Genomic DNA, 26,523 nt, shown 5'->3' with positions numbered 1-26,523 from the left:
GGCCTCCTTCACGAGGCCCGGTCGACGCCCGTCCACCCGGGGACGCGCTCCCACCCGTCGGCCCCACGGCGGACGGCTCCCCCGCGTTCGAACGCCTCGAGCCATCCGGTCATCGGCCACTCCCCCCAGATCCCGGCGAACAGTCGGCCGTTCCGCAGCACGTCGTCGAGGTGCTGCCAGGGCGGCGACGACGTCGGGTGGTGCTGGTGGTACGCGTCGGCCCCGCCGACCCAGACGAGCGGTCGACCGGCGCGACGGAACGCGAACGCGAAGTCGGTGTCCTCCCCGCCGTAGCCGACGAAGCGCTCGTCGAAGCGGGGGCCCGCACGCCACGCGCGCGCCGTCAGTGCGAACGACAGCGACCAGAAGAGCGTGTACTCGCTCGGGTCGGCGCGGGCGAGCTCTCCGGCGGGAGGCGCGGGTCGAGCCGCGTGCGGAGCCGTCAGTCGGGCGAGCACGGCCGGATCGTCGACGTCGACCCCGGGGGCGAGGTAGGTGACCGGTCCGCAGAGGACGGCGTCGGGCTCGGCGCGCGCGGCCGCGACGTACCGGCCGAGGAGTCCCGGGGAGGGCACGCAATCGGCGTCGAGGAAGACGACGAGGTCGCCGCCCAGCGCGACCGCGGCGTCGGCGCCGGCGTTCCGGGCTGCGGCGAGCCGGAACCCCTCGGCGGCGGGCGGGACGGACACGACGACGTCGACGCCGAGATCGTCGGGGGCCGGGTCGTCGTCGAGCCAGACGACCACGGTCGAGACACGGCCCGCGGCGGGGGCGGCCTCGTCGGAAGCAGGCGCGCCCGCCCCGGGGGCGCCCGCCCCGGGGGCACCCGCGTCGCGGACGATGGCCAGGAGCTGGTGCCTCAGGTGATCGAGCCGGGCGGCGGAGCACAGGGTGACGACGACGACGTGCTCGCCGATGCGGAGGGTCTCCCCGCCGACGCGAGGGGCCGCCCCGGCCACGCGCTCGACCACGTCGGCGGCGCGGCGTGCGGCGCCGACGGTGCGCCAGCGCGACCAGTCGGGGTCGAGGTCGAGCGCACGGGCGATGACGCCGGGCCATCGCGCGGGGGTCGGCCAGACGGGCTCGACGACGGCCAGACCGGCCCGGTCGAGGGCCGAGGCGGTCGCGTCCTGCTCGTCGAAGGGTCGGGCCTGCGGCACGACGATCGCCCGGGCGCCCGCGGCGGCGACGTCGGCGATCGCGTTCTGCCCGGCCCAGGTGACGACCACGTCCGCGTCGTGCAGGGCGACCCACGGGTCGGCGACCACGACGGCGGGCTCTCCGTCGACGCCGTCGATGCCGAGCACCGTCCAGTGCGTCCCCGGGGTCGCGAGCCGCGCCTCCTCGACGTCCCGGGCTGTGACCTCGTGTCCGCCGCCGCCGGCCAGGACGAGCACCCGGGTGACGTCGGCCGGTCGGGCGGGCGCCGGGGCGGTGGGCGCCGGGCGTCCGTCGTGTCGGCTGATGCCGCCGGTGTGCACGACGACGTCGCGACGTGCGGCGAGGTGCGCGGGCTCCATCAGGTCGCGGGGCCAGGGCGCGACGATCGCCGACGCCACCCGCTCGACGAGGGCGTGCGGGTCGTCGTCGCGGTCGCCGGGCTGACTGAACAGCACCACCGGGACGCCGAGGAGGCGCGCCAGGAGTCCGACCTCGACCGACACGTCGACGACCATCGCGTCGATCCGCTCACGGGCGGCCGTCTCGGCGATCAGGGCCAGGCGATCGCGATGACCGCGGTGACCGAGGGGCGCCCAGTGCAGGGCCCCCGACGCGGTCGGGTCGGCCTCGGCGGGGTCGAGCGGTGCGCCGTCGTCGAGCGTCTCGAGCCCCACGTCGGGCGGCAGGGTCGCCCAGCGCGTGCCCGCGGGGAGATCGGCCGGGGCCGGACGCGAGCTGAAGACGATCACGTCGGCGTCGACGGACGGGCGCACGGCGCGGAACCGCGCCACGTGCCCGCCCCCGTGGTGGTGCAGGTACCAGCCGACGACGGGTCGGGTCACGCCGCCGCCTCGGGCTCGACGAGCACCGGGGAGGCGAGGGCACCGGCGGCGAGGGGACCGCCGGCGAGCACCTCGCTCGTGGGACCGGGCAGCCCCAGGGCGTCCCGGTGGACGGCCGCCCGCAGGAACTCCTCGAGGCGGTCCACCCGGGCCTCGAGCGAGAACCTCGCCACGGTGCTGGCGCGGATGTCCTCGCGACCGCCGGGCATGCGGGACGCCTCGATGAGATCGCGCGCGGCGACGGCGAGCGCGGCCGGGTCGCCGGGCGTGACCGTCGTGATGCCGGTCGAGCCGCGGGCGATCTCGGTGACCCCGCCGACGTCGTGGGCCGCGACCGGCGTGCCGGTCATGAGCGCCTCGGGCACGACGAGACCGAACGGTTCGGCCCAGACGGGCGTGGTGAGCGAGCAGGCGCTCCGGCCGACGAGCTCGGCCAGCTCGCTCTGCCCGAGCGGGCCGACGTACGCCACGCGGTCGCCGAGGGCCGGGCCGACGGCGCGGTCGAAGTAGGCCTGGTCGCCGATGCGGCCGACGATGGTCAGGGGCAGGTCGAGGAGGCGCGCCGCCTCGATCGCGAGATGGGTGCCCTTCTCGGGGACGAGACGTCCGAACCAGACCAGACCCGCGCCTCCGGGGCCGAGGGGCCACAGCGACTGGTCGACGCCGTTCGGCAGGACGACCGAGTCGATGCCGGCGGCCGCCCATTCGTCGGCCGTGTGGCTGCTCACCGAGAGGTACGAGCTGCGGCCGCCCACCGAGGCGCGGTCGGCGGCGAGCAGCTCGGGCAGCACCGGCGTGTGCAGCGTCGAGACGACGGGCACGCCGAGCCCGCCCGCGCGCTCGAGCGGCAGACCGTGCAGGCAGTGGTTGACGACCACGTCGTAGTCGTCGGCGTGACGCCGGATGCGATCCAGTGCGGCGTCGAGGCGGGGCAGCGCCACGTCGAGGTAACCGGCCGGGTAGGTGTCGTCGGCCGCGAGCTCGTCGTCGGACCACGCCACCGGGGGCAGGACGTACTCGGCGGGGCCGCCGGTCATGAAGTCCGAGCCGCCGGGCGCGACGAGATCGACGCGGTGACCCCGACGGCGGAGGGTCGCGACCTCGTTCCACAGGGCCGACTCGACGCCGCCGGCGTGGGGTTGGCGGATGGGGAACCGGAGGGGCGCGATGGTGGCGATGCGCAGAGGTCGGGGTATCGTCACGCGGTGGTCCTCTCGGCGGGTCGGGCGGGTGATGCGGCGGACTCGATCGGGTGTCCCGACGGGGTCGGCCGGATGCGCGGATGCGCCAGGACGGCGCGGTAGACGGCCACATGGGAACGGACGACGCCGGCGTCGACACGGGCCCGATCGGCCAGTCGTGCGGTGATGATGTCACGTCGATGCGTCGTGCCGGGGCGCGCGCCCTCGCGGAGCACCCGCTCGAGGGCCTCGGCGAGCGCCGCGCCGTCGTCGTCGAAGCGCGCCGAGGTCACGGTGGGGTCGTCGTGCTGGTCGGCGTAATGCCCGGTGTCGGGCGCGACGACGGGCACCCCGAGGTCCCAGCAGAGCTCGAGCCAGCCGGAGTGCGTGCCGTGCCGGTAGGGCAGCACGCAGGCGTCGAGACGGGCGAGACCGGCGGCGAGCGCCGTGTCGTCGAGGCGGTCGTGCTCGACGAGCGACACCGCCTCGGACGTCGCGCAGAGTCGGCGGACGTCGTCCCGGGCGGCCTCGTCTCGGACCGAGCGGTGCAGCCGGACCTCGGCGGCGACCGCGAGTCCGCCCGACCGCAGCCTCTCGACGGCGGCGATGAGGGCGGCCGTGGCCCCGGGGCCGTCGACCCCCGGGCGGAGGTCCTTCAGGTGCAGGCCGATCAGGCGCTGGTCGCCGGCGAGGCCGATCGGGGCCGTCGCCGCGGTCGTCCGCGGGTCGAGGAGGCGCGGGTGCGGCACGACGGTCGCCTCGACGCCCCAGCGGCGTGCGATCTCGGCGGCTGCTCCGGCGGTCAGGGTCAGCACCGCGTCGACCCGGGGCAGCAGGGCGTCGAGCTGCGCCCGGTACGGGGCCTGCTCGTCGTCGGCGAGCTGCGGGTGGTCGAGGTCGTGCACCGTCTGGACGACGGCCCAGCCCGCGTCGTGCGCCGCGTCGACGGCGGCGATGAGGTGCTCGACGTCGAACGACTCCGTGCCGAAGTGGACGTGCAGCAGATCGGCCTCGTCGGCGTGGGCGCGGATCCAGGCTGCGTCGAGGGCGACCGGTGGCCACCAGACGCCGGGGCCGGCGCCGTCGGGGCGCGGGTCGTGGCTCAGGGTGATCGCGTCGTCGGCGGTCACCCGACGCACGTACGGGTGCGAGGCGGGGACGGCGACGACGCGCAAGGGGCGCGTCATGCTTCCTCCGCTTCTCGGTGCCCGCCGCGTCGACGACGAGTCGGGCCACGTGTGGAACGTACTCCCAGGGAGCCGCTTCGGCCCGGGGGCCCCGCGTGTAACGTCCGTCGCGTGCCCACCCCTCTCTGCATCGTCGTCGGACCCCCGTCGCACGGCGTCACCGCGTACGCGTCCGACGTCGCGGACGCCCTGATCCGCCTCGACCCCGACGCCCCGAGGCTCGACGTCGCCACGGCGGGTCTCGCCGAGGCCGCGGTCGTCGAGGGCCGCCCCGAGCGGGTGCACCTGCACGTGACCGACAAGCTCTTCGGGTCGTCGCTCGAGCGCGCCGCCGAGCGCATCGAGCGGATCGCCGCGGCGACCTCGCTCACGATCACCCTGCACGACCTCCCCCAGCCCTCGGATGGGGAGACCGCCGTGCACCGGCGTGCCGCCGCCTACCGGCGGATGGCCCGGGCGGCGCACGGCGTCGTCGTCAGCAGCGAGCACGAGCGGTCGCTGCTGGCCGAGCACGTCGACGACGCCCTCGACCGGGTGCTCGTCGTGCCGCTCGGCACGCGGCCCGGCGCGCCCTTCGCGGCGGACGGGGCGACGGGCGCGGTGCCCCGACCCGCGCCTCCCGCGTCCTCCGCCCCCGACGGGGTCGGGCTGCGCGTCGTGATCGCCGGGTACGTCTACCCGGGCAAGGGGCACGACGACGCGATCGCCGCCTGCGCCGAGCTCGTGCGCCGGGGTGACGTCGGGGCCGCGACGGTGGTCGCCCTCGGCGGCCCGTCGACCGGGCACGAGCGCGACGTCGAGGTCCTGTCCGACTCCGCCTCGGCGCTCGGCGTCCGCTTCGAGGTGACCGGCCGACTCGACGACGACGCGTACGCGGCCGCGTTCCACGCCCCCGTCGTGCCGCTCGTCGCCCACCGTCACTGGTCGGCCTCGCGGTCGCTGCTCGACTGGGCCGAGCAGGGCCGACGCGCCGTCGTCGCCGACACCCGCTACACCCGCGAGATGGACGCCCTCCGACCCGGCAGCATCGCCCTCTACGACCCCGAAGCGCCCGGCGCCCTGGCCGCCGCCCTGCTCGCCGCGCACCGCGACCCCTCGTCGACCGCGCTGCCGACCGGCACCTCGCTCGCCCCCGACCTCGACGACGTCGCCGCCGCCCACCTCGCCTGGTGGCGCGAGGTCGCCCCGTGACCCGGTCGATCGACCTCGGGCCCATGCCACGACGGGGGCGGGGGCGGGCCCTGCCGGGGAACCGCTGGGACCTCCTCGACGGCGAGACGCCGCCCACGCCTCCCTCGGTCACCGTCGTCGTGGCGCACTACCGGCAGCAGGCGCAGCTCGACCGCACCCTGCTCGCCCTCTCGCGGCAGGACCACCCCGCGTCGCGCCTCGAGATCGTGGTCGTCGACGACGGGTCGCCCGAGACGCCGCGCGTGCCCGACGGCGTGCGCCTCGTCGTGCAGGAGGACCGCGGCTTCCGGCTCGCGGCCGCCCGCAACCTCGGCGCCTCCGTCGCCGACGGCGAGGTGCTGTGCTTCCTCGACGCCGACACCGCACCCGAACCCGGCTACGTGCGCGAGCTGACGAGGCTGCCGGCCCTCGCCTCCGACGTGGTCGCGGCGGGCCGTCGCCGTCACGCGGCCCTCGACCGGGCAGCCGAGGAGGCGCGGGTCGAGGAGGTCGCGCCGGGTCTCGAACTCGACGAGCCCGGCTGGCTGCGACGCGCCCACGCCGAGTCCCGCGATCTGCTCGACGCCGACGACCGCTCGTACCGCTTCGTGATCGGCGCGGTGACCGCGTGCTCGGCAGACCTGTTCGCCGACACCGGGGGCTACGACGAGGGCTTCACGCGGTACGGCGGCGAGGACTGGGAGTGGGCCTACCGCGCCTGGCTCGCCGGCGGCGTGCTCGCCCACGTGCCGTCCGCCGTGGCCTGGCACGACGGACCGGAGTGGTCGGGGCGCGACCTCGCCGACCGCCAGCGCGCCAAGAACGCCGAGACGCTGCTGCTGGCCGACCTCGTGCCCGTGCCCGGCTCGCGCGGCCGGGGGCTGCGCGGGCGGCACGTCGACGTCGCCGTGCACGGCCCGACGACGGGCGGCGACGCCGCGCGCTTCGTCTGCGTGGACTCGATCGCGGCGGAGCTGCCCGAGGCGTCGGTGGTCGCGGAGATCGGAGCGGCGGGCGTCGGGCGGGCCGACGCCGGGCAGGCCGTGGACGGGCGGTCGCTCGATCGGGTGCGGGTCGACGTCGTCGTCGAGGGCGACCCTGTTCGGGTGCGCGACGGCGAGCTCCGCCGGGCGGTCGACGAGCTCGACGGCCGCGGCCCGGGCTCGATCACCTACGTCGACGGATCGGGGGTCGCGCTGCTGACGGTCGCCTCGCGACGTGGGGCGAACCGGCGTCGACGCTGGCAGGTCGAGGGGCTCGCCGAGACCGTCGTGCGGCACAGCCCGTCGATCGCCCGGATCGACGACGAGCCCGACGTCGAGGGGTACGTCGGCGGCTGGCGATAGCCGCCGCCGTGCGGTCGACCCTCGGCCAGGGGTACAGAACGGGGTACATCTCGCCTCGGCAGGCGCTACTCCCCCCGGGGTACGGGATCTGGCACCCCGCTCTCAGCACCGAGGAGTGGATTGGGACTCGCACGGAACCGCATCGCATCGGACCTCGACCGCAGCATCAGGAGATCATCATGAACCCCGTCAAATTCATCTCGGACCTCGGCGTCCAGAGCAAGCACGCCTACTGGGGCGGCTTCGCCTCCATCGTCATCGCCCTCGTCGCCTGGGCGGCCTCGCAGGGCAAGGACTCGTCCGACAAGGCGCAGTCCGACCGCTGGGGCATCTTCATCGGCCACTGGGCCCCCACCTTCTTCGCCCTCGGCCTCGCGCTGAAGCAGGAGGAGAAGTAGGCCGCACCCTCCTCGTCCCATCGGACGACACCGCCTCGGCGATGTCCTCCGGTGGGACGTCGTCGTCCAGGAGGCGCGGTGCCGGAACACGCCCTCCCCACCTGAGCGTCGCACCGCGTCATCCACCGTTCACCTGGGCGGCGGCGGAAGGGGCCCGGGCGGTGGCACGATAGGACGATGGACAGCGAACCCCGAGTCGACGGCGCCGGCGTCACCCCCGACTTCCTCGACGACTTCGACGAGATCGTCAGCTTCGAAGACGGCACCCTCCCCGCCGAGCGGTACCTCGATCGGGAGCTGAGCTGGCTCGCCTTCAACCAGCGGGTGCTCGAGCTCGCCGAAGACCCGGCCACGCCGCTGCTCGAACGGGCGAACTTCCTGGCGATCTTCGCCAGCAACCTCGACGAGTTCTTCATGGTGCGCGTGGCCGGCCTGAAGCGCCGCATCGCGACGGGTCTGGCCGTGCCGACGAACGTCGGCCGCGGCCCCACCGAGGTCCTCGCCGACATCAACAAGAAGGCGCACGAGCTGCAGGAGCGCCACGCGCGCGCGTTCCTCGACATCGTCAAGCCCGACCTCGACGAGGCCGGCATCCACGTCGAGAAGTGGTCCGACCTCGAAGAGGCCGACCGGGTCCGCATGCGCGAGATCTTCACCGAGCAGATCTTCCCCGTGCTCATGCCGCTGGCCGTCGACCCGGCCCACCCGTTCCCCTACATCTCGGGGCTCTCGCTCAACCTCTCGGTGCGGGTGCGCAACCCCAAGACCATGCGACAGGAGTTCGCCCGTCTCAAGGTGCCGCAGATGCTGCCGCGCTTCGTGCAGCTGCCCGACGACGAGTCGGGGCGCGTGCGGTTCATCCCCCTGGAGGACCTCATCGCGAACCACCTCCAAGACCTCTTCCCGGGCATGGAGGTCGTCGAGCACCACGTCTTCCGCGTCACCCGCAACGAGGACGTCGAGGTCGACGAGGACGAATCCGAGAACCTCATCCAGGCCCTCGAGCGGGAGCTGCTGCGTCGCCGCTTCGGTCCGCCGATCCGTCTCGAGATCACCGACGACATGGATCCGGTCACCCTCGAGCTGCTGATCCGCGAACTCGACGTGACCGATCAGGAGGTCTACAAGCTGCCGGCCCCGCTCGACCTGACCGGCCTGTTCGAGATCACCAAGATGTCGCGCCCCGACCTCAAGTACCCGAAGCACCTGCCGACGACGGCCGTTCAGCTGCAGCCGACCGAGCCGAACATGAAGCCCGACATGTTCGCGAGCATCGCCCGTCAGGACGTCCTCGTGCACCACCCGTACGAATCGTTCGCGACCAGCGTGCAGGCGTTCCTCGAGCAGGCGGCGGCCGACCCGAACGTGCTCGCCATCAAGCAGACCCTCTACCGCACGAGCGGCGACTCGCCGATCATCGAGGCTCTCATCGACGCCGCCGAGTCGGGCAAGCAGGTGCTCGCGCTGGTCGAGGTCAAGGCCCGGTTCGACGAGCAGAACAACATCACCTGGGCCCGCAAGCTCGAGAAGGCCGGCGTGCACGTCGTCTACGGCCTCGTCGGTCTGAAGACCCACTGCAAGCTCGCCCTGGTCATCCGCCAGGAGAAGGGCACGCTGAAGCACTACACGCACATTGGCACGGGCAACTACAACCCGAAGACCAGCCGCATCTACGAGGACATGGGGCTGTTCACCTCCGACGACCAGGTCGGAAAGGATCTGACGCGGCTGTTCAACGAGCTCTCCGGCTACGCCATCGAGAAGAAGTTCAAACGTCTGCTCGTCGCCCCGCGCTATCTGCGCCGCGGTCTGCTCAAGCAGATCCAGAACGAGATCGAGAACGCTCAGGCCGGTCGCCCCTCGGGCATCAAGATCAAGATCAACTCCATCGTCGACGAGCAGATCATCGACGCCCTCTACAAGGCCAGCCAGGCCGGGGTGCCCGTCGACGTCTGGGTGCGCGGCATCTGCACGATCAAGCCGGGTCAGCCCGGTCTCAGCGAGACCATCCGGGTGCGCTCCATCCTCGGGCGCTACCTCGAGCACTCGAGGCTCTTCTGGTTCGCGAACGACGGCGACCCGCAGCTCTTCATCGGCAGCGCCGACATGATGCACCGCAACCTCGACCGCCGCATCGAGGCGCTCGTCCGACTCACCCAGCAGAACCACCTCGACGAGGTCGCCTCGCTCTTCGAGAGCGCCATGAGCGACGAGACCGCGTCCTGGTGGCTCGAGGCCGACGGCACGTGGACGCGTCACTCGCGCGACGAGACGGGCAAGCCCCTGATCGACCTGCAGAACGCCCTCATGAAGCAGATCAACCAGCGGAAGCGGAGCAGCCGGTGACCATCACGCCGACGACCGTCGTCGCCGCCGGCGCCGTCCTGTTCCGGTTCGTCGACGGCAAGGCGCGCGTCCTGCTCATCCACCGCGACCACCACGGCGACGTCTCGCTGCCCAAGGGCAAGGTCGACCCCGGCGAATCGACGCCGCAGGCGGCCGTCCGCGAGATCCGCGAGGAGACCGGCTACCGGGTCGCGCTCGGGGCGCCGCTCGGACACGTCGAGTACGTCATGCCCGGGGGCCGCGACAAGATCGTGCACTACTGGGCCGCCGAGGTCACCGACGAGGCCTTCGTCGCCGCCGGCGACTTCACCCCGAACAGCGAGGTCGGCGCGATCGAGTGGGTCGGCCTCGACAAGGCCCGGGCCAAGCTGACCTACGAACGCGACGCCGACGTGCTCGCCCGCTTCGCGGATCGGGTCGCCACGAAGCGCGCCCGCACCTTCGCACTCGTCGCGCTGCGGCACGCCAAGACCACCGCCCCCGGCGACTGGAGCGGCTCGGACGCCACACGACCCCTGCTGCCCGCCGGTCGCCGACAGGCCAAGTCGATCGCGCCCGGCATCGCCGCCTGGGCGCCGCAGCGCATCGTCAGCAGCACGGCGGCCCGCTGCCTCGCCACGCTCGAGCCGCTGTCGGCCCTGACCAGGGTCGGGGTGAAGCAGACGGACGCCATCAGCCAGGACAGCTTCGAGCGCGGGTCGGACGACGTCCAGGGCGTGGTCGCGAAACGACTCAAGAAGCGGACGACCGCGGTGCTCTGCAGCCACGGTCCCGTGCTGCCCGAGCTGATCCGCCAGATCGCCCTCGCGACCAAGGGTGGCGACCGGCTCGACCTGCGCCGCGCCTCCTCGTTGTCGACCGGCGAGTACACGGTGCTGCACGTCTCGACCGACGACGCGTCGCTCGTGGCCGTCGAGACGCACGGCCCGGTGGCCTGACCCGGTCGCGCGCCGGGGTGGGCGGGGCCGCCGACGGGGTGCGCGGCATCGGTGCTGCACGGCTCGCGGAGGTGCCTTGCGGGCGCCGCTTCGAGGCCCCCTACCCGAGGTGCTCGCGACGGGCTGTCGGCGGTGCCGATGTTGGCCCGTCGTTCACCTGCCGTTCACCGAGACGGGCGACCGTGGTCAACCAGCCGACGTAACGTCGCGCCGGGGCCGGAAAGCGGCCCCTTGCAGTCACCACCACCCCGCAAAGGACCTCACACTTGAATCTCAAGCGCACCGGCAGCCTCGTCGCCATCGCAGCGGTCGGCACCATGCTCCTCGCCTCCTGCGCCACCAACGAAGGCGGTTCCGCCGGTGGCTCCGAGGGCGGCTCGGACCTCTCCGGCACGATCTCGGGCATCGGCGCGTCGTCGCAGCAGGCCGCTCAGGAGGCCTGGGTCGCCGGCTACCAGACGGCCAACGAGGGCGTCACGGTCAACTACGACCCCCAGGGCTCCGGCGGCGGCCGCGAGAGCTTCATCTCGGGCGCGGCGGCGTTCGCCGGTTCCGACCGCCCCTTCACCACCGACGAGATCTCGTCGAGCACCTTCGCGGGCTGCACGCCCGACACCGGCATCGTCGAGCTCCCCGCGTACGTCTCGCCCATCGCCGTCGTCTTCAACCTCGACGGCATCACCGAGCTGAACCTGTCGCCCGCCACGATCGCCGGCATCTTCAACCTGTCGATCACCAGCTGGGACGCCGACGAGATCGCCGCCGACAACCCCGGCGTCGACCTGCCCAGCACGCCCATCACGGCCGTGCACCGCGCCGACGACTCGGGCACCACCGAGAACTTCACGGACTACCTGAACAAGACCGCACCCGACGTGTGGACGACCGAGGCCGACGGCGTCTGGCCCACCACCGACGGCGAGGGCGCCACCGGCACCTCGGGCGTGATCGACGCGGTCGGCAACGGCACCGGCACCATCGGCTACGCCGACGCCTCCCGCGCCGGCGACCTGGGCGTCGTCAAGGTCAAGGTCGGCGACGAGTTCGTCTCGTTCTCCCCCGAGGCCGCCGCCGCGATCGTCGACGAGTCGCCGGAGGAGGAGGGCCGCACCGAGGGCGACATCGCCATCGCGATCGACCGCACCACCGACGCCGCCGGCGTCTACCCGATCGTGCTCGTCAGCTACCTGATCGCCTGCGAGTCCTACGAGGACGCCGAGCAGGGCGAGCTCGTGAAGTCGTACCTCAGCTACGTCACCAGCGACGAGGGCCAGAAGGTCGCCGCCGACGCCGCCGGCTCGGCCCCGATCTCGAGCACGCTGTCGACGCAGGTCGCCGGTGCTATCGAGCTCATCAAGTAGCACCCGCTGCACACGACTGGCCCGGGGACGCACCGAGTGCGTTCCCGGGCCGTCGGCCTGAACCGCCCCGCTCGACTCGAACACCGATCACCCGGAGGATCCGTCCGATGACCGCCCCCGCTACGACCTCGGCGCCTCCCCACGCGCCACGACCCCGGCGTCGTCCCGCCGATCGGATCTTCTCGGGCAGCACGATCGTCGCGGGCGGGCTGATCCTCGCGATCCTCGCCGCCGTCGCGCTGTTCCTCGTCGTGCAGAGCATCCCGGCTCTGACCGCGGACCCGGAGGACATCTCGCTGTCCGGGTTCCCCGACTCGTTCTGGCAGTACGTCGGCCCTCTGGCCTTCGGAACGGTCTACGCCGCGGCCCTCGCCCTGCTCATGGCGCTGCCCGTCGCCATCGGCATCGCGCTCTTCATCTCGCACTACGCGCCCCGTCGCCTCGCCCAGGGCCTCGGCTACATCATCGACCTGCTCGCCGCCGTGCCGTCGGTCGTCTTCGGGCTGTGGGGCAGCATCGTGCTCGCCCCCGCGATCCAGCCGTTCTACACCTGGCTGGTCGACACCTTCGGCTGGTTCCCGCTGTTCGCCGGGCCGGTGTCGGGCACGGGACGGACGCTGCTCACCGCCTCCATCGTCCTGGCCGTCATGATCCTGCCGATCATCACCGCGCTCAGCCGCGAGGTGTTCCTCCAGACCCCCGTGCTGCACGAAGAGGCGGCGCTGGCCCTCGGCGCGACGCGCTTCGAGATGATCCAGATCGCCGTGCTGCCCTTCGGCCGCCCGGGCATCATCTCGGCCGCCATGCTCGGACTCGGTCGCGCGCTCGGCGAGACGATGGCCGTGGCCCTCGTGCTGTCGCCCGCGCTGGTGATCAACCCGGCCATCCTGACCTCGACGAACTCGTCGACCATCGCGGCCAACATCGCCCTGCGGTTCCCCGAGGCGCACGACATCGGCATCAACACCCTCATCGCGACCGGCCTCGTGCTGTTCGTCATCACCCTGATCGTCAACTCGATCGCGCGCTTCGTCATCAACCGCCGCAAGGCCTTCTCGGGAGCGAACTGATGGCCACGACCACCACCCCCACCGCGAGCGGCGTGCGTCGCGAGAGCCAGGCCGTCAACACGCTGACGACCGGTCGCCTGCCCAAGTTCGCCCCGCTGGTCATCCTGCTCGGCAGCTGGGTCATCATGGGCGTCGTCTTCGCCCTGCTGCAGGCCGCCGGCGTCACCGAGGGCTTCAACTGGGTGCCCGCGATCATCCTCGGGACGGTCCTCTACGCCGCCCTCGTCTTCGTCGTCGCCCTGCAGGTCGAGGGCGTCCGCCGCGCGAAGGACCGCGTCGTCACGACCCTCGTCGGCGCCGCCTTCATCATCGCGCTCGTGCCGCTCGTGTCGCTGCTCATCACGGTCGTCACCGCGGGGTCGGGCCGCTTCGACGCCGACTTCTTCAGCCAGTCGATGCGCAACGTGGTCGGCGCGGGCGGCGGCGGTCTGCACGCCATCACGGGCACCGTGCTCATCACCGCGTTCGCCGCCGTCATCTCGGTGCCGATCGGCCTGCTGACGGCCATCTACCTCGTCGAGTACGGCACGGGCCGTCTGGCCCGCGCGATCACGTTCTTCGTCGACGTCATGACCGGCATCCCGTCGATCGTGGCCGGCCTGTTCGCCTACGCCCTGTTCGTCATCTTCTTCGGCGAGGGCGTCCGGATGGGCGCCGCCGGCTCGGTGGCCCTGGCCGTGCTGATGATCCCCGTGGTCGTCCGCAGCACGGAGGAGATGCTGAAGCTCGTCCCGAACGAGCTGCGCGAAGCGGCGTACGCGCTCGGCGTGCCGAAGTGGCTGACGATCCTCAAGGTCGTCCTGCCCACCTCGATCGCCGGGATCACGACCGGCGTCATGCTCGCCATCGCGCGCATCATCGGCGAGACCGCCCCGCTGCTCATCACCGCGGGCTTCACGGCGAGCATGAACTACAACCTCTTCGACGGACGCATGCAGTCGCTGCCCGTCTTCGCCTACAGCTCGTATGTGAGCCAGGGCACCGACGCGGCCGCGTACATCGACCGTGCGTGGGCCTCGGCGCTCACCCTCATCCTGATCGTCATGGCGCTGAACCTGCTCGCCCGACTGATCGCCCGACTCTTCGCCCCCAAGCTCGGCCGCTAGGCCAGGAACCACCCGGAGGAACCATGTCCAAGCGCATCGAGGTCCGCGACCTCAACGTCTTCTACAGCAAGTTCAAGGCCGTCGAAGACGTCAACATCACCATCGAGCCCCGCACGGTCACGGCGTTCATCGGCCCGTCCGGCTGCGGCAAGTCGACCTTCCTCCGCACGCTGAACCGCATGCACGAGGTCATCCCCGGCGCGTACGTCGACGGCGAGGTGCTGATCGACGGCAACGACCTCTACAGCCCCGGCGTCGACCCCGTGCTCGTCCGCCGCCAGGTCGGCATGGTGTTCCAGCGCCCGAACCCGTTCCCCACGATGAGCATCCGCGACAACGTGCTGGCCGGCGTGCGGCTGAACAACCGCCGCATGTCCAAGGGCGACCAGGAATCCCTCGTCGAGAAGTCGCTGCAGGGGGCCAACCTGTGGAACGAGGTCAAGGACCGCCTCGACAAGCCCGGCTCGGGTCTCTCGGGCGGCCAGCAGCAGCGTCTCTGCATCGCGCGCGCCATCGCGGTCTCGCCCGACGTCGTCCTGATGGACGAGCCCTGCTCGGCCCTCGACCCGATCTCGACCCTCGCCATCGAGGACCTCATCGAGGAGCTCAAGCAGGAGTACACGATCGTCATCGTGACCCACAACATGCAGCAGGCCAGCCGCGTCAGCGACAAGACGGCCTTCTTCAACATCGCCGGCACGGGCAAGCCCGGCAAGCTCATCGAGTACGACGACACCGCGACGATGTTCTCGAAGCCCAGCGTCCAGGCGACCGAGGACTACGTCTCGGGTCGCTTCGGTTGATCCGAGCCCGCTGAGCCGAGGAGGCGCCCCACCGGCAGGTGGGGCGCCTCCCGTCGTCTCGGTGGTCGCGTCACGCAGAACCGCCCCGTCGCTCGCGCGACGGGGCGGTTCTGGCAGTGCTGGGTGGTTCAGGTGGTGCGGCCGGTCGATCGTCTCGTCGTCACGCGCTCGGCAGGGCGACGATCGGATCGGTCGTCGGCTGGTCGGATCCGCCGACCGGCTCGACGGTGATGCCGACGACGTCGCCGGGCGACATCTCGCCCTTCAGCACCTGGGTGACGGCGGAGTCGGTCGTCGTGTCGAACGTGCCGGCCGGGACCGCGCCGTCTTCGCCGATGTACCAGAGCTCGTAGGTGCGGTCACCCGGCAGCGACGTCAGACCGTCGGCCACGATCGCGCTGCGCTGCAGCTCGTTCGACCAGACGAGGGTGGCGGTGCCGCCGGTGCTGACGTCGGCGACGGCGCGCTGGAAGTCGGGAGCCGCGTAGATCTCGTCGAGAGCCGACGCGGTGGCCTCCTGGGACTGACCCGGACCGCTGACGGCCGAGATGACGGCGCCACCGCCGAAGAACAGGGCCGCTGCCGCGGCTGCGGCACCGAGGATGGCGGCGGGACGGGTGAACCACCGACGCTCGGCGGCGCCGGTCGGACGCAGCACCCGCGCCTCGGTCTCGCTCGGCTCCATCTCGGGGACGGGACGACGCTGGGGGGCGACCCGCTCGTGGTCGTCACCCGCGCCTCCTGCGGTCTCGGGGGCGACGATCTGCTGCGGGGGCAGCTGCGCCGTACGGGCGATCTTCTCGAGGAGCGAGCTCCGCAGCTCGGCCGAAGGTGTCACCGGCGGTGCCGCGTGAGCGAGCAACAGTGCTGTCTCGCGCAATTCGGCCACTTCTCTCTGCATGTCTGTTGACCCCTCGAGGAACTCCTCGAAGGTGTGACGCTCGTCGTCGGTCAGAGCGTCGAGCACGTAGGCGCCGGAGAGGTTCTCGGGCGCGTCGCCGACACCATCGGTGCCGGTCGGTTCGTCGCGGTTCGTCATGAGGCAACCCCCATCTCGTCGCGAAGTCGGATCATTCCGTCGCGGAGTCGTGTCTTGACGGTGCCGATCGGCACCCCCAGCATGGTCGCCACCTCGCTGTGGCTGTAGCCGCCGTAGTAGGCGAGCTGCACGGCTTGTCGTTGGAGCTCGGTCAGTCGCGCCAGCGCCCGTTCGACCCGCTCGTGCTCGATGCGGATCTCGACCGACTCGGTGACCGAGTCGAATTCGGGCGACATGTCGCGGACGCCGATGCGCAGGTCGCGATCGCGGCCGGCCTGGGAGGCGCGGACGCGGTCGACGGCCCGCCGGTGGGCCATGGTGAGCATCCAGCTCGCAGCGCTGCCGCGCGTCGTGTCGAACCGTGCGGCGGTCTGCCAGATCTCGAGGAACACCTCTTGGGCGACCTCCTCGGACTGCGAGTGGTCTTTCAGGAGGCGCTTGATCAGACCCAGCACCCGGGGTGCCGTCTGGTCGTACAGTTCGGCGAAGGCGACCTGGTCTCCGCCGGCGACCCTGTGCAGCAGCTCATCAGGCGTCGACGGCGTCGCAGCCTCGGGCATCTCGGTGTCTCGGGTCACGAGCTTCAGCATGTCAGGGTTCACCTCCGTATTCGTCTCATCGGGTGGATCGCAACGTGATCGCGATCCGGATCCGAGTCGTGCGGGCCTGGTCGGCCCACGGTCTGTGCACTCACGCCGGGCAGCGTGGGAGGTGACCGTCCCCCCGCGGAGCGGACCGTCTGGGATGGTAAGAACGCCGGAGGCCCCGCGGAGGGAGCGGACCACCGACCGGGACTTAGGGAGAACCCGACCGGCGGGGGAAGCTCGTTCCCTCACGTCTATGGTTCGGCACGAGCTCGCACGCGGATTGGGCGGATCTGTGATCGACACCCGGTGAGCCACGGCGGCGGACGCGTGAGCGCGTCGTCTCGGAGCACATCATCCGTGGCGGAGACGGCGAGCCCTGACGGGGCGGGGACGGCGAGCCCTGACGCGGCGGAGACGGCGAGCCCCGTCGGTCCTGAGACGAGGGTGCCGGGCCGCAGAAACGCCTCTCGGCGCGAGGCCGCTCGAAGCGGCTAAATTTGGAGCCCGGGGTTACTGCGGCCCGACGAGGATCGATGTTACCCGCTGGATCGCGTGCTCGCCTCGGCGTTCGCCGGGTGCGAAATCGGCGACAGGATCCGTCTGACGGCTTGCGTCGGGCGGGCAGCGCGAGGCAGGGGTCAGTCGAGGCTCTCGGAGCGCCAGAGGTGCGCGCAGGCGACGAGATCGACACCGAGCTCGGAGAGGCGGAGGGCCCGGCGGGTCAGGTCGGAGGCGTGATCCGAGCCGATGGAGTCGTGGTCGTCGGCGAGGCTCGTCGCCCCGGCCGAGGCCAGTCGGCAGAACGCGGCGCCGCGCTCGAGCGCGGTCGCGAAGTCGCCCACGAAGACCCCCCGCAGGATGAGGTCGGCGAGCTCGAGGATCTCTTCGGGGCTGGCCGGCGCCGGCGCCCCCGCCACGACCGGGTCGATCGTCGACGACGTCTCGACCCCGCGCTCGAACAGGAACGTGATGTCCGCCGGGTTCTGCCGGATGACCGCGCGCACGAGGTAGATGCGCCACAGGGCGCCCGGCAGCGTGTGGGCGCCGGCATGGGCCCACAGCTCGGCGACCGCGTCGATGCCGTGCAGATCGGTGTAGGTGACGAGGCGATCGAGGATCTCGGGCGACGGGTCGTTCTTGACGCGCGCGACGAGGGCCGCGGCCGACTCGTGGGCGACGCGGTTGATCGTCGCCGGGTCGTCTCCGCCCTGGAAGGCCTCGAACTCGGCGCCGGAGAACTGGGTGGGGCGGTGAAAGTCTCTGGACATCGCGTCAACGATAGGCGCGACCCCTGACACCCGGTCGAGATGCCGCTCGCCGGGCCCGCGGACCCGGAGGGCGACCAGGCGGCGACGGCGTGTGCGATCCCGTATTGTTGACGCCGAGGGCCTCTAGCTCAGTTGGTAGAGCATCGGACTTTTAATCCGCGGGTCATGGGTTCGAGCCCCATGGGGCCCACCATCCCGCCGTCGGATCGACATCGGTCTCCGTGCGCGCGTCGCCTCGCACGGCTCGACAGACCGCACCCCCGGTCCCAGCGCGAGCGTCGAGACCAGGGGCACGATGCACCAGGCGTGCGGGGTCGCCATTCGGATCAGGAAAAGAGCGACCACCAGCCATGCCGGGCGACTGTCGTCCGGTAACCAGCCGGACGCCAACACGCTATCGCGATTTCCGATGCAGAGGAATCCTTACGGCCAGACTGCGCATAAAGGACAGAATCGACTCGACCGGGGTCAGCCCCGGGTCCGCCGAATGCCCCACCGGGCCGACCAGGTGTCGCCCTCGTCGAGCCAGACGAGCCCCTCGCCGGTCGCCAGCGCGTTGGCCGGGGCCGTCATGGGCTCGGCCGCGACCGCCAGACCGGTGACGCCGCCGCGCGGGAAGCTGCGGGGCGTGAACACCTGGACGTACGGGAACGCAGCGTCCTGCCAGAGCTCGGTCGTGCAGCCGTCGGGTGCCGTGAGACGGGTCCGCCGGATGCCCTCGGCGTCGGGCGCGACGTCGCGGTAGCCGGCGTCGATGTCGAGGTCGCCGACGAGCGGCCCGCCCGAGAGGTCGTACGACGTTCCGGCCACCGGCGTCGTGCCCGTCGGGATGCTCCGCTCGTCCACCTCGTAACGGGTCGCCGCATCGAGGGTGACCCGCAGCGTCGCGACGTCGTGGTCGCCCACCCGGAGGAAGGGATGCGCGCCCACGGCGAAGGGAGCGCGTCCGCGACCGACGTTGGTCACCGTGTGCGTCACGACCATGCCGTCGCTCACCAGCTCGTGCCGCACGGTCGTGTCGAGCTGGAACGGGTAGCCGTGCTGCGGGTGGACGGTCGCACCGAGGGTCACCGCGTGACGTTCGACCGCGACCGGCCGGTACGCGGTGTACCTCAGCAGGCCGTGACTGGCGTTGCCCTTCGCGACCTCGGTGATGTCGAGTCGCTGCTCGACCCCGTCGAGCAGCCACCGGCCGCCGTCGACCCGGTTCGGCCAGGGGAACAGCACGATGCCGCACGCCGACGGCGGGGTCTCGTGCTCGGCGAACGTCTCGGTCAGCGCATGCCCGTCGACCGACAGCGCGCGGATGCCCGCCGCCACCTCGGTCACGATCGCCGAGACCTCGTGCCCGGCCTCGTCGAGCGCCAGACGGTACTGCGCACCCGTCGGCGGATGGGGCCGGCCCGTCGTACGGCTCTCGGTCGATGCGTCGCTCATGTCGCGCCTCCTGTGTCGCCAGCTTGCTCGGTGTCGTCGTCGTGCGCCCGGCCGGGATCGGCACGATGCGGGCCCGCCCGCTCGGGTTCGAGTCTGTCGTCGTCTCGATCGGCCTCGATCACCGTCAGACCCGAGGCCCGGAGTGCCGCCACGTGCTCGGGCTCCGCCGCCGCGGTCACCAGCGCCTCGAACGTGCCGAGCGGGGCGATGACGCCCAGATGCGCCTCGCCCAGCTTCGCGCCGTCCGCCACGAGGTACGACCGCCGGGCGGTCTGCGTCATGAGGCGCTTGAGGTCGGTCTCGGGGAGGTTCACGTTGGTGGCGCCGTGCGCGGTGTCGACGCCGGTGCAGCCGATGAAGGCGACGTCGGCGGTGATGTTCGCGAAGACGCTCGTCGCCAGCGGATTGACGAGCGAGTGCTGCAGGGGCCGCAGCGTGCCGCCCGACACGATGACGGTGAAGCGCGGCACCGCCTGCTCGAGCGCGAGCGCGATCGTCAGCCCGTTCGTGACGACGACGACATCGTGCAGCTCGTCGCGCTCGAGCAGAGCCAGGGCGATCTGGGTCGTCGTCGTGCCGACGTCGATGACGACGCAGTCGCCCGATCGCACCAGGGAGGCGGCGGTCACCCCGATCGCCCGCTTGGCCTCGATGCCCACCGAGCTCTCTTCTTCGAACGGGCGCTCGACGACCGGCCGGTCGAGCGACAGCGCACCCCCGTGCACCCTCGACAGCAGACCGTCGGACGCGAGACTCTCGAGATCCGTGCGGATCGTGACCTCCGACAGCCGGAACTCGCGGGCGAGCTCGGCAGTTCGCACGAACCCGCGACGGCCGACGAGATCGGCGATGCGGTCGCGACGTCGCTCGCCCGGAAGCTGCTCGTCGTTCGGGTTGGCGTTCACCCCGTCATTTTCGTATGCTTTCAGGTGCTTTCGCAAATGCAAATCCCGCTGTGCGAAGCACGATCGAGGAGGCTCCCCCATGGCGTCGATCGCCACCCGCACCACGGTGCTCGCCGACGGGCGCGAGCTCATCTACTTCGACGACGCCGACACCACCCTCGGGCCGGACCGCCGGGCCGACGCGCGCGTGCTCGACCCCCGCCCCGACACCGCGACGATGCGTCAGGACGTCCTCACCGGCGACTGGGTGTCGATCGCGGCCTCCCGCCAGAACCGGGTGTTCCTGCCCCCGGCCGAGCTCGACCCGCTCGCGCCGGCGACGGCCGCCAACCCCTCCGAGATCCCCGACATGTACGACGTCGCGGTGTTCGAGAACCGGTCGCCCTCGTTCGGGCCCCTCCTCACCGACGACGAGGCCCCCGAGGGCGTCGACGACCTCGCCCGTCTCGGCATGGGCCGCACCCGGCGAAGCGTCGGCCGCTGCGAGGTCGTCTGCTTCAGCCCCGAGCACGAGGGGTCGTTCGCCGACCTCAGCGAGTCGCGTGCCCGCACGGTCGTCGAGGCGTGGGCCCACCGCACCGAGGCCCTCTCGGCGCTGCCCGGCATCGAGCAGGTGTTCCCCTTCGAGAACCGCGGTCAGGCCATCGGCGTCACCCTGCACCACCCCCACGGCCAGATCTACGCGTACCCCTACGTCACCCCCCGGACGCTGAGCCTGCTCCGCAGCATCGACTCGTACGGGCCCACCCTCTTCGCCGATCTGCTCGACAGCGAGCGGAACGGCCCGCGGGTCGTGCTCGCCGGCGAGCACTTCACGGCGTTCGTGCCGTTCGCGGCGCGCTGGCCCATCGAGATCCACCTGCTGCCGCACCGTCACGTGCCCGACTTCGCCGGGCTGACCTCGGACGAGCGCGACGAGCTCGCGATCATGTACCGGCGCCTCCTGAGGGGTGTCGACGCCCTGTACGACGACCCCACCCCCTACATCGCGGCCTGGCACCAGGCGCCCGTGACCGTGGGCCGCGACACCGTGCGACTGAATCTGCAGATCACGTCGCCTCGTCGGGCCGAGTCCCGGCTCAAATTCCTGGCCGGCTCGGAGGCGGCGATGGGAGCCTGGATCGGCGACCTCGTCCCCGAGGGCCAGGCCGAACTGATCAGAGAGGCGATCGAACGAGCATGACCGACACCACCGCACCCCGCCGGTTCTCCGATGTGTTCGACACCGAGATCGTCGGCCGCTGGTCGGCTCCCGGCCGGGTGAACCTCATCGGCGAGCACACCGACTACAACGACGGCTTCGTGCTGCCGTTCGCCATCGACCGGCGCACGACCGTCACCGTGGGGCGGCGCGACGACCGCCTGCTGCGGGTCTCGTCGTCGTTCGAGGCCGGCGTCCACGAGATCTCGCTCGACGCGCTCGACCCGGCCGGCATGTCGGGCTGGTCGAGCTACGTCTTCGGCATCGCCTGGGCGCTCTCGATCGCCCCGACCCGCGCCGACTCCCCCGCCTTCTCCGCCGCCGGCGGCGACGCCACGGGCATCGACCTGTCGACGGCGACCGGGCTCGACCTCTTCGTCGAGTCCGAGGTGCCCGTCGGCGCCGGCCTCTCGTCGTCGGCCGCCCTCGAATGCTCGGTCGCGCTCGCCTTCGCCGAGCTCTGGTCGATCGACGTCAACCGCTCGACGCTGGCCGCCGTCGGGCAGCTCGCCGAGAACGAGGCCGTCGGCGCCCCCACCGGCATCATGGACCAGTCGGCGTCGCTGCTCGGTCGGCTCGACTCGGGCGTCTTCCTCGACTGCCGCAGCCTCGACGCCGACGTCGTCGAACTGGGCTTCGCGACCGCCGGCCTCGAGGTGCTCGTCGTCGACACGCGGGTGGAGCACGCTCACGCGACCGGCGGGTACGTCGACCGCCGCGCCTCCTGCGAGCGAGGCGCCGCCGCCCTCGGGGTGACGTCGCTGCGTGACCTCGACGTCGACGACCTCGCCCGCGCCGGGGAGGTGCTCGACGATGAGACCTTCCGCCGCGTCCGCCATGTCGTGACCGAGAACCAGCGCGTGCTCGACACGGTCCGCACGCTCCGCACGGACGGCGCACGAGCGATCGGGCACCTGCTCGACGCCTCGCACGTCTCGATGCGCGACGACTTCGAGATCTCCGTGCCCGAGCTCGACCTCGCGGTCGCGACGGCCCAGGCGAACGGTGCGCTCGGCGCGCGGATGACGGGCGGCGGCTTCGGCGGCTCGGCGATCGCCCTCGTGCCGAGCGAGTCGCGGGCCGCGATCGAGCAGGCCGTGGTCGAGGCGTTCGCCCAGGCGGGACACGCTGCACCGACCGTCTTCACGGTGACCGCCGCCGAGGGTGCCCGCCGCGACGCGTAGCCCCGCGCGCTGGGCGCTGGGCGCTGAGCCCTGGGCGCTGGGCGCTGGGCGCTGGGCGCTGGGCGCTGGGCGCTATAGCGCCAGGTTGTGGACACGACGCCCGGTTTAAACGTGGCGGCGTAGCCAGGGCGGGCCAGCGCCGGGGCGACGATCGCGCCAGCGCAGGTTGTGGACACGACGCCCGGTTTAACCATGGCGTCGCGTCCACCTCCTGGCGTGGTGCCGACCACGCCGCCACGAACTCGACACGCCGCCACCGGATCGCGTGGCGGCGTGTCGATACGGTGGCGGCGTAGCCGGGGGCGGGCCGGCGCCGGGCGGGTCAGCGCTCGGCGGCCTCGACGACGTTCTTCAGCAGCATGGCCCGCGTCATCGGCCCGACCCCGCCCGGGACGGGCGACTGGAACCCGGCGACCGACGCGACGGCCGGGTCGACGTCGCCGCGCAGCCGGTACCGGCCGGTCTCCTCGTTCAGCACCCGGGTGATGCCCACGTCGATCACAGCGGCGCCCGGCGCGATCCAGTCGGGCTGGACGAGCCCGGCGACGCCCGCGGCCGCCACGACGATGTCGGCCCGGCGCACCTCGGCCGCGACGTCGACCGTGCGCGAGTGCGTCAGGGTCGCCGTCGCCTCGAGACGGGTCAGCAGCAGACCCAGGGGCCGCCCGACCGTCAGACCCTGACCGATGATCGTCACATGCCGCCCGGCGATCGGGATGTCGTAGGCGGTGAGCATCTCGACGATGCCGCGCGGCGTGCACGGCAACGGGGTGTCGATCGAGCCCTTGCCCCCGGGCACCGCGAGCACGAGCTCGCCGAGGTTGACGGGGTGCAGGCCGTCGGCGTCCTTCGCCGGGTCCATCAGCTCGAGCATCGCCGTGGGGTCGATCCCGGCGGGCAGCGGCAGCTGGATGATGAAGGCCGTCACCGCGGGGTCGCCGTTCATCGTCTCGATGGCGCCGCGGATGTCGGCCTCCGACGCCGTCTCGGGCAGGTCGATGCGGATGGACTCGATGCCGACCTCGGCGCAGTCGCGGTGCTTGCCGGCGACGTAGGACAGCGATCCGGCGTTCTGGCCGACGAGGATCGTCCCCAGCCCCGGCGCGATGCCGCGCGCCTTGAGCGCATCGACCCGCACCCGCAGATCGTCCTTGACGGCGGCGGCCAGAGCAGTGCCGTCGATGCGGATCGCCGTCGACTCGTCGCCCGGCACGAACCGCTCCCGCGGCGGCCCGGTCACGGCGCCCGCAGCCGCATCGCCCGCGGACGCATCGCCGATCGCCGGGTCGCCGGCAGCCCCCGAGGAGGCGCGGGTCGACCCGGTCACGCCCGCCGTCACGCGTAGAGGGGGAACGCGTCGGTCAGCGCCTTCACCCGCGACGCGAGCGCGGCGATGTCGGGCTCGGGCATCAGGGCGAGGGCGATGATGTCGGCGACCTCGGTGAACTCGACGTCGTCGAAGCCGCGGGTCGCGAGGGCCGACGTGCCGATGCGGACACCGGAGGTGGTCATCGGCGGGCGAGGATCCCACGGCACCGAGTTGCGGTTGACGGTGATGCCCACCTCGTGGAGGAGGTTCTCGGCCTGCTTGCCGTCGACCTCGGAGGCTCGCAGGTCGACGAGCACGAGGTGCACGTCGGTGCCGCCGGTGAGCACGTCGACCCCCGCGGCCTGGGCGTCGGCCTGCATGAGACGGGCCGCGAGCAGCTGGGCTCCGCGGATGGTGCGCTCCTGGCGGTCCTTGAACTCGGGCTCGGCGGCGAGCTTGAAGGCCGTGGCCTTGGCGGCGATGACGTGCATCAGGGGGCCGCCCTGCTGCCCGGGGAACACGGCCGAGTTGAGCTTCTTGAACAGCGGCTCGTGGTTCGACAGGATGACGCCGGACCGCGGGCCGGCGAGCGTCTTGTGCACGGTCGACGAGACGACGTGCGCGTGCGGCACGGGCGACGGGTGGAGGCCCGCGGCGACGAGACCGGCGAAGTGGGCCATGTCGACCCAGAGGTAGGCGCCGACCTCGTCGGCGATCGCTCGGAAGGCGGCGAAGTCGAGCTGACGCGGGTAGGCGGACCAGCCGGCGATGATGACCTTCGGCTTGTGCTCGATGGCCTGACGGCGGACGACGTCCATGTCGATCAGGTAGGTCTCGGGGTCGACCTCGTAGGCGACGGCCTTGTACATCTTGCCCGAGAAGTTCAGCTTCATGCCGTGGGTCAGGTGACCGCCGTGCGAGAGCTCGAGACCGAGGATCGTGTCGCCGATGTCGGCCAGCGCGGCGAGCACGGCGGCGTTGGCCTGGGCTCCCGAGTGGGGCTGCACGTTGGCGAAGTCGGCGCCGAACAGCGACTTGGCGCGCTCGATCGCGAGGTTCTCGGCGACGTCGACGTACTCGCAGCCGCCGTAGTAGCGGCGACCCGGGTAGCCCTCGGCGTACTTGTTGGTGAGGACGGAGCCCTGCGACTCGAGCACCGCGCGGGGCACGAAGTTCTCGGAGGCGATCATCTCGAGGTAGTCGCGCTGGCGACCGAGCTCCTGCTCGAGCACGGCGGCGATCTCGGGGTCGACGACCGAGAGCGGCTCGTTGAAGGTCGACGGGAGTTTCTGGTTGACGGTCATGGGGCTGCTCCTCGGCACACGGGACGGACGGGATCTGGTGTCGTGGCCCAGGCGTACGGCCACCAACCGTGTGTCAGTCGCTCCCCGATGGTCGACCATCTGAACGCCAGTCGCGACAGCCCCCAGCATAACGCGGCCGCCTGACACCGGGTAGGCCCGGGCGACCGTCGGCCTGCGGGACCGGCGCCGTGACACCCTTGTGGCGTGGACACGCATCTCGACGAACGCACCGGCACCGAGGCCGAGAGCGACCTGCGCCTCCTCGAGGCCCCCGACACCCCCTGGGTGACCCTCGTCTGGGACGACCCGGTGAATCTGATGTCGTACGTCACGTACGTCTTCTCGACCTACTTCGGCTACCCCGTCGCCCAGTGCGAGCGGCTCATGATGCAGGTGCACACGACCGGCAGGGCGACCGTGGCGACGGGCCCGCGCGAGACGATGGAGCGGCACGTCGAGGCCCTGCACGACTTCGGCCTCTGGGCGACCGTCTCGAAGGCCGGCGAATGATCCCGTTCCGGCGCGATCGCGACGGCGACGACGTGCTGCTCACCCTGCCCGAGCACGAGCGCGCGCTGCTGATGGACCTCACGCGGCAGGTCGTGCAGATGCTCGAGCACGGCGACGCCGCGGATCCGGCCATGGTGCGCCTCCTGCCGTCGGCCTACCCGGACGACGACGAGGCGGCCGCCGAGTTCAGACGGTTCACGGCCGACGACCTGACCGGACGCAAGATCGCCAACGCGCAGGTGGTGCTCGCGACCCTCGCGGCCCCCTCCGCCGACGCGACCGAGGGCGCCACGAGCGACGACGCCACCACACCGAGGAGGCGCGGGTCGAGATCGAAGGGACCTCGCGCCGATGAGCGCCGGCTCGACACCGCCGCCCAGCAGGCCTGGTTGCGGAGCCTCACCGATCTGCGCCTGACCCTCGGCACCCGTCTCGGGATCACCGACGAGGGGCTGCCGAGCGGAGCCGAGTCGCACCTCCAGGCGATGCACGCGGTCTTCGACTGGCTCGGCTACCTGCAGGAGTCTCTGCTGCAGACGCTCACGCGCCGCTGAGCGCGCGTCGCCCTACCGCTCTTTGGGGAAGACGACCCACAGCACGATGTACACGAGCACCTGCGGCCCGGGCAGCACGATCGACAGCACGAAGAGCAGTCGCACCAGGAACGCGCTGATGCCGAATCGGTTGGCGAGAGCGGCGCAGACGCCGGCGATGACCTTGCCGCGACGGGGACGAGTGAGGGTAGCCATGACCCGAGCATGGCAGCGACCCCCGACAGCCGTCCACCGTGGCGCGGGCGACGCGCGATGCGACCCGGCCGACCGAGCCGTCACCCCTCCGACGAGGGGCGTCGATCGGCGTCGGACCGCC

24 protein-coding genes, 1 tRNA gene and 1 riboswitch are annotated in these 26,523 nt (G+C 72.0%); of the genes, 14 read left to right on the top strand and 11 right to left on the bottom strand.

The features are described from left to right. Positions 1-8: 8 nt before the first annotated feature. Genes ASF17_RS16030 through ASF17_RS12375 form a run of 3 tightly spaced genes read right to left on the bottom strand, consistent with a single transcriptional unit; the run spans position 9 to position 4,371 of the window. Positions 9-2,003 carry a glycosyltransferase gene (locus ASF17_RS16030; protein WP_235476598.1) on the bottom strand — a complete coding sequence of 665 codons (1,995 nt, stop codon included), beginning with the start codon at positions 2,001-2,003 and terminating at the stop codon, positions 9-11. Beyond that, positions 2,000-3,205, bottom strand: a complete 1,206-nt coding sequence (locus tag ASF17_RS12380) for a glycosyltransferase (RefSeq protein WP_156357419.1) — start codon at positions 3,203-3,205, stop codon at positions 2,000-2,002. Before ASF17_RS12380 ends, ASF17_RS16030 begins: the two co-directional genes overlap by 4 nt. Next, complete coding sequence (locus ASF17_RS12375; protein ID WP_156357418.1) at positions 3,202-4,371, bottom strand: glycosyltransferase; 1,170 nt, start codon at positions 4,369-4,371, stop codon at positions 3,202-3,204. Before ASF17_RS12375 ends, ASF17_RS12380 begins: the two co-directional genes overlap by 4 nt. 111 nt (positions 4,372-4,482) lie before the next feature. Here ASF17_RS12375 and ASF17_RS12370 point away from each other — a divergent pair, with 111 nt between their 5' ends. From ASF17_RS12370 to pstB, 9 genes are all read left to right on the top strand, one after another. Then, entirely contained in the window at positions 4,483-5,562 is a 1,080-nt protein-coding gene (locus ASF17_RS12370; protein ID WP_055800223.1) for a hypothetical protein, read from the top strand. After that, complete coding sequence (locus tag ASF17_RS12365) at positions 5,559-6,887, top strand: glycosyltransferase (protein ID WP_200913481.1); 1,329 nt, start codon at positions 5,559-5,561, stop codon at positions 6,885-6,887. The genes ASF17_RS12370 and ASF17_RS12365 overlap by 4 nt, the downstream gene beginning before the upstream one ends. A gap of 179 nt (positions 6,888-7,066) precedes the next feature. Continuing rightward, entirely contained in the window at positions 7,067-7,285 is a 219-nt protein-coding gene (locus ASF17_RS12360; RefSeq protein WP_200913480.1) for a hypothetical protein, read from the top strand. Positions 7,286-7,462: 177 nt separating this feature from the next. Further along, positions 7,463-9,631 carry an RNA degradosome polyphosphate kinase gene (locus tag ASF17_RS12355; RefSeq protein ID WP_055800221.1) on the top strand — a complete coding sequence of 723 codons (2,169 nt, stop codon included), beginning with the start codon at positions 7,463-7,465 and terminating at the stop codon, positions 9,629-9,631. Then, positions 9,628-10,569, top strand: coding sequence for an NUDIX hydrolase (locus tag ASF17_RS12350; RefSeq protein ID WP_055800218.1), 942 nt, complete (start codon positions 9,628-9,630; stop codon positions 10,567-10,569). Before ASF17_RS12355 ends, ASF17_RS12350 begins: the two co-directional genes overlap by 4 nt. A 266-nt stretch (positions 10,570-10,835) precedes the next feature. Further along, a complete protein-coding gene (locus ASF17_RS12345; RefSeq protein WP_055800215.1) occupies positions 10,836-11,930 on the top strand; it encodes a phosphate ABC transporter substrate-binding protein PstS in 1,095 nt (364 codons plus the stop codon). A gap of 107 nt (positions 11,931-12,037) precedes the next feature. Continuing rightward, entirely contained in the window at positions 12,038-13,000 is a 963-nt protein-coding gene (gene pstC, locus ASF17_RS12340) for a phosphate ABC transporter permease subunit PstC (protein ID WP_055800210.1), read from the top strand. Continuing rightward, complete coding sequence (gene pstA / locus ASF17_RS12335) at positions 13,000-14,106, top strand: phosphate ABC transporter permease PstA (RefSeq protein ID WP_055800206.1); 1,107 nt, start codon at positions 13,000-13,002, stop codon at positions 14,104-14,106. The genes pstC and pstA overlap by 1 nt, the downstream gene beginning before the upstream one ends. Before the next feature lie 23 nt (positions 14,107-14,129). Continuing rightward, positions 14,130-14,909, top strand: coding sequence for a phosphate ABC transporter ATP-binding protein PstB (pstB, locus tag ASF17_RS12330; RefSeq protein WP_055800203.1), 780 nt, complete (start codon positions 14,130-14,132; stop codon positions 14,907-14,909). 160 nt (positions 14,910-15,069) lie between these two features. Here the strand turns inward: pstB and ASF17_RS12325 are convergent, their stop codons facing one another. The 3 genes from ASF17_RS12325 to ASF17_RS12315 all read right to left on the bottom strand — a co-directional run bounded on the left by ASF17_RS12325 (position 15,070) and on the right by ASF17_RS12315 (position 17,803). Further along, positions 15,070-15,948: an anti-sigma factor gene (locus ASF17_RS12325; RefSeq protein ID WP_082475331.1), complete on the bottom strand. Its 879-nt coding sequence runs from the start codon at positions 15,946-15,948 to the stop codon at positions 15,070-15,072. Further along, positions 15,945-16,538 carry a sigma-70 family RNA polymerase sigma factor gene (locus ASF17_RS12320; RefSeq protein ID WP_082475330.1) on the bottom strand — a complete coding sequence of 198 codons (594 nt, stop codon included), beginning with the start codon at positions 16,536-16,538 and terminating at the stop codon, positions 15,945-15,947. The genes ASF17_RS12325 and ASF17_RS12320 overlap by 4 nt, the downstream gene beginning before the upstream one ends. Positions 16,539-17,173: 635 nt before the next feature. Next, the gene (locus tag ASF17_RS12315; RefSeq protein ID WP_055800202.1) at positions 17,174-17,803 is read right to left on the bottom strand and encodes a hypothetical protein; all 630 of its coding nucleotides are present in this window, start codon (positions 17,801-17,803) and stop codon (positions 17,174-17,176) included. 117 nt (positions 17,804-17,920) lie between these two features. Between ASF17_RS12315 and ASF17_RS12310 the strand changes: the two genes are divergently transcribed. Next, positions 17,921-17,996, top strand: a tRNA-Lys gene (locus tag ASF17_RS12310). A 275-nt stretch (positions 17,997-18,271) separates the two neighbouring features. Here ASF17_RS12310 and ASF17_RS12305 read toward each other — a convergent pair. Beyond that, positions 18,272-19,240, bottom strand: a complete 969-nt coding sequence (locus tag ASF17_RS12305) for an aldose 1-epimerase family protein (protein ID WP_082475329.1) — start codon at positions 19,238-19,240, stop codon at positions 18,272-18,274. Beyond that, positions 19,237-20,145, bottom strand: a complete 909-nt coding sequence (locus tag ASF17_RS12300) for a DeoR/GlpR family DNA-binding transcription regulator (RefSeq protein ID WP_235476596.1) — start codon at positions 20,143-20,145, stop codon at positions 19,237-19,239. The genes ASF17_RS12305 and ASF17_RS12300 overlap by 4 nt, the downstream gene beginning before the upstream one ends. Positions 20,146-20,224: 79 nt before the next feature. Between ASF17_RS12300 and galT the strand changes: the two genes are divergently transcribed. Beyond that, a complete protein-coding gene (gene galT, locus ASF17_RS12295) occupies positions 20,225-21,328 on the top strand; it encodes a galactose-1-phosphate uridylyltransferase (protein WP_055800199.1) in 1,104 nt (367 codons plus the stop codon). Next, complete coding sequence (gene galK / locus ASF17_RS12290) at positions 21,325-22,530, top strand: galactokinase (RefSeq protein WP_055800196.1); 1,206 nt, start codon at positions 21,325-21,327, stop codon at positions 22,528-22,530. The genes galT and galK overlap by 4 nt, the downstream gene beginning before the upstream one ends. Positions 22,531-22,852: 322 nt before the next feature. Here galK and ASF17_RS12285 read toward each other — a convergent pair whose 3' ends face one another. Then, a complete protein-coding gene (locus ASF17_RS12285) occupies positions 22,853-23,743 on the bottom strand; it encodes a bifunctional methylenetetrahydrofolate dehydrogenase/methenyltetrahydrofolate cyclohydrolase (RefSeq protein WP_055800809.1) in 891 nt (296 codons plus the stop codon). Positions 23,744-23,865: 122 nt separating this feature from the next. Continuing rightward, positions 23,866-25,143 (bottom strand): serine hydroxymethyltransferase, encoded by a 1,278-nt coding sequence (glyA, locus tag ASF17_RS12280; protein WP_055800192.1) that lies wholly within the window; start codon positions 25,141-25,143, stop codon positions 23,866-23,868. Positions 25,144-25,181: 38 nt separating this feature from the next. Further along, positions 25,182-25,267: riboswitch (ZMP/ZTP riboswitch) on the bottom strand. Between the two features lie 80 nt (positions 25,268-25,347). Here glyA and clpS point away from each other — a divergent pair. Then, a complete protein-coding gene (gene clpS / locus ASF17_RS12275; RefSeq protein ID WP_055800189.1) occupies positions 25,348-25,653 on the top strand; it encodes an ATP-dependent Clp protease adapter ClpS in 306 nt (101 codons plus the stop codon). Next, positions 25,650-26,207, top strand: coding sequence for a DUF2017 family protein (locus ASF17_RS12270; protein WP_055800186.1), 558 nt, complete (start codon positions 25,650-25,652; stop codon positions 26,205-26,207). The genes clpS and ASF17_RS12270 overlap by 4 nt, the downstream gene beginning before the upstream one ends. Positions 26,208-26,219: 12 nt before the next feature. On the opposite strand, the gene ASF17_RS12265 is transcribed toward ASF17_RS12270, so the two are convergent. Beyond that, positions 26,220-26,402, bottom strand: coding sequence for a PspC domain-containing protein (locus ASF17_RS12265; protein WP_055800183.1), 183 nt, complete (start codon positions 26,400-26,402; stop codon positions 26,220-26,222). Positions 26,403-26,523: the final 121 nt, after the last annotated feature.

This window comes from Frigoribacterium sp. Leaf263 (assembly GCF_001422285.1).
In the GTDB taxonomy this organism is placed as follows: domain Bacteria; phylum Actinomycetota; class Actinomycetes; order Actinomycetales; family Microbacteriaceae; genus Frigoribacterium.
This window is presented reverse-complemented; position numbering and strand designations above follow the sequence as displayed.

Bases quoted from the DNA above. Each gene is read 5' to 3' on its own strand.
- ASF17_RS12375 (WP_156357418.1), bottom strand. From the start codon at position 4,371: ATGACGCGCCCCTTGCGCGTCGTCGCCGTCCCCGCCTCGCACCCGTAC.
- ASF17_RS12360 (WP_200913480.1), top strand. From the start codon at position 7,067: ATGAACCCCGTCAAATTCATCTCGGACCTCGGCGTCCAGAGCAAGCAC.
- ASF17_RS12355 (WP_055800221.1), top strand. From the start codon at position 7,463: ATGGACAGCGAACCCCGAGTCGACGGCGCCGGCGTCACCCCCGACTTC.
- pstC (WP_055800210.1), top strand. From the start codon at position 12,038: ATGACCGCCCCCGCTACGACCTCGGCGCCTCCCCACGCGCCACGACCC.
- pstA (WP_055800206.1), top strand. From the start codon at position 13,000: ATGGCCACGACCACCACCCCCACCGCGAGCGGCGTGCGTCGCGAGAGC.
- pstB (WP_055800203.1), top strand. From the start codon at position 14,130: ATGTCCAAGCGCATCGAGGTCCGCGACCTCAACGTCTTCTACAGCAAG.
- ASF17_RS12325 (WP_082475331.1), bottom strand. From the start codon at position 15,948: ATGACGAACCGCGACGAACCGACCGGCACCGATGGTGTCGGCGACGCG.
- ASF17_RS12320 (WP_082475330.1), bottom strand. From the start codon at position 16,538: ATGCTGAAGCTCGTGACCCGAGACACCGAGATGCCCGAGGCTGCGACG.
- ASF17_RS12315 (WP_055800202.1), bottom strand. From the start codon at position 17,803: ATGTCCAGAGACTTTCACCGCCCCACCCAGTTCTCCGGCGCCGAGTTC.
- ASF17_RS12305 (WP_082475329.1), bottom strand. From the start codon at position 19,240: ATGAGCGACGCATCGACCGAGAGCCGTACGACGGGCCGGCCCCATCCG.
- galT (WP_055800199.1), top strand. From the start codon at position 20,225: ATGGCGTCGATCGCCACCCGCACCACGGTGCTCGCCGACGGGCGCGAG.
- galK (WP_055800196.1), top strand. From the start codon at position 21,325: ATGACCGACACCACCGCACCCCGCCGGTTCTCCGATGTGTTCGACACC.
- glyA (WP_055800192.1), bottom strand. From the start codon at position 25,143: ATGACCGTCAACCAGAAACTCCCGTCGACCTTCAACGAGCCGCTCTCG.
- ASF17_RS12270 (WP_055800186.1), top strand. From the start codon at position 25,650: ATGATCCCGTTCCGGCGCGATCGCGACGGCGACGACGTGCTGCTCACC.
- ASF17_RS12265 (WP_055800183.1), bottom strand. From the start codon at position 26,402: ATGGCTACCCTCACTCGTCCCCGTCGCGGCAAGGTCATCGCCGGCGTC.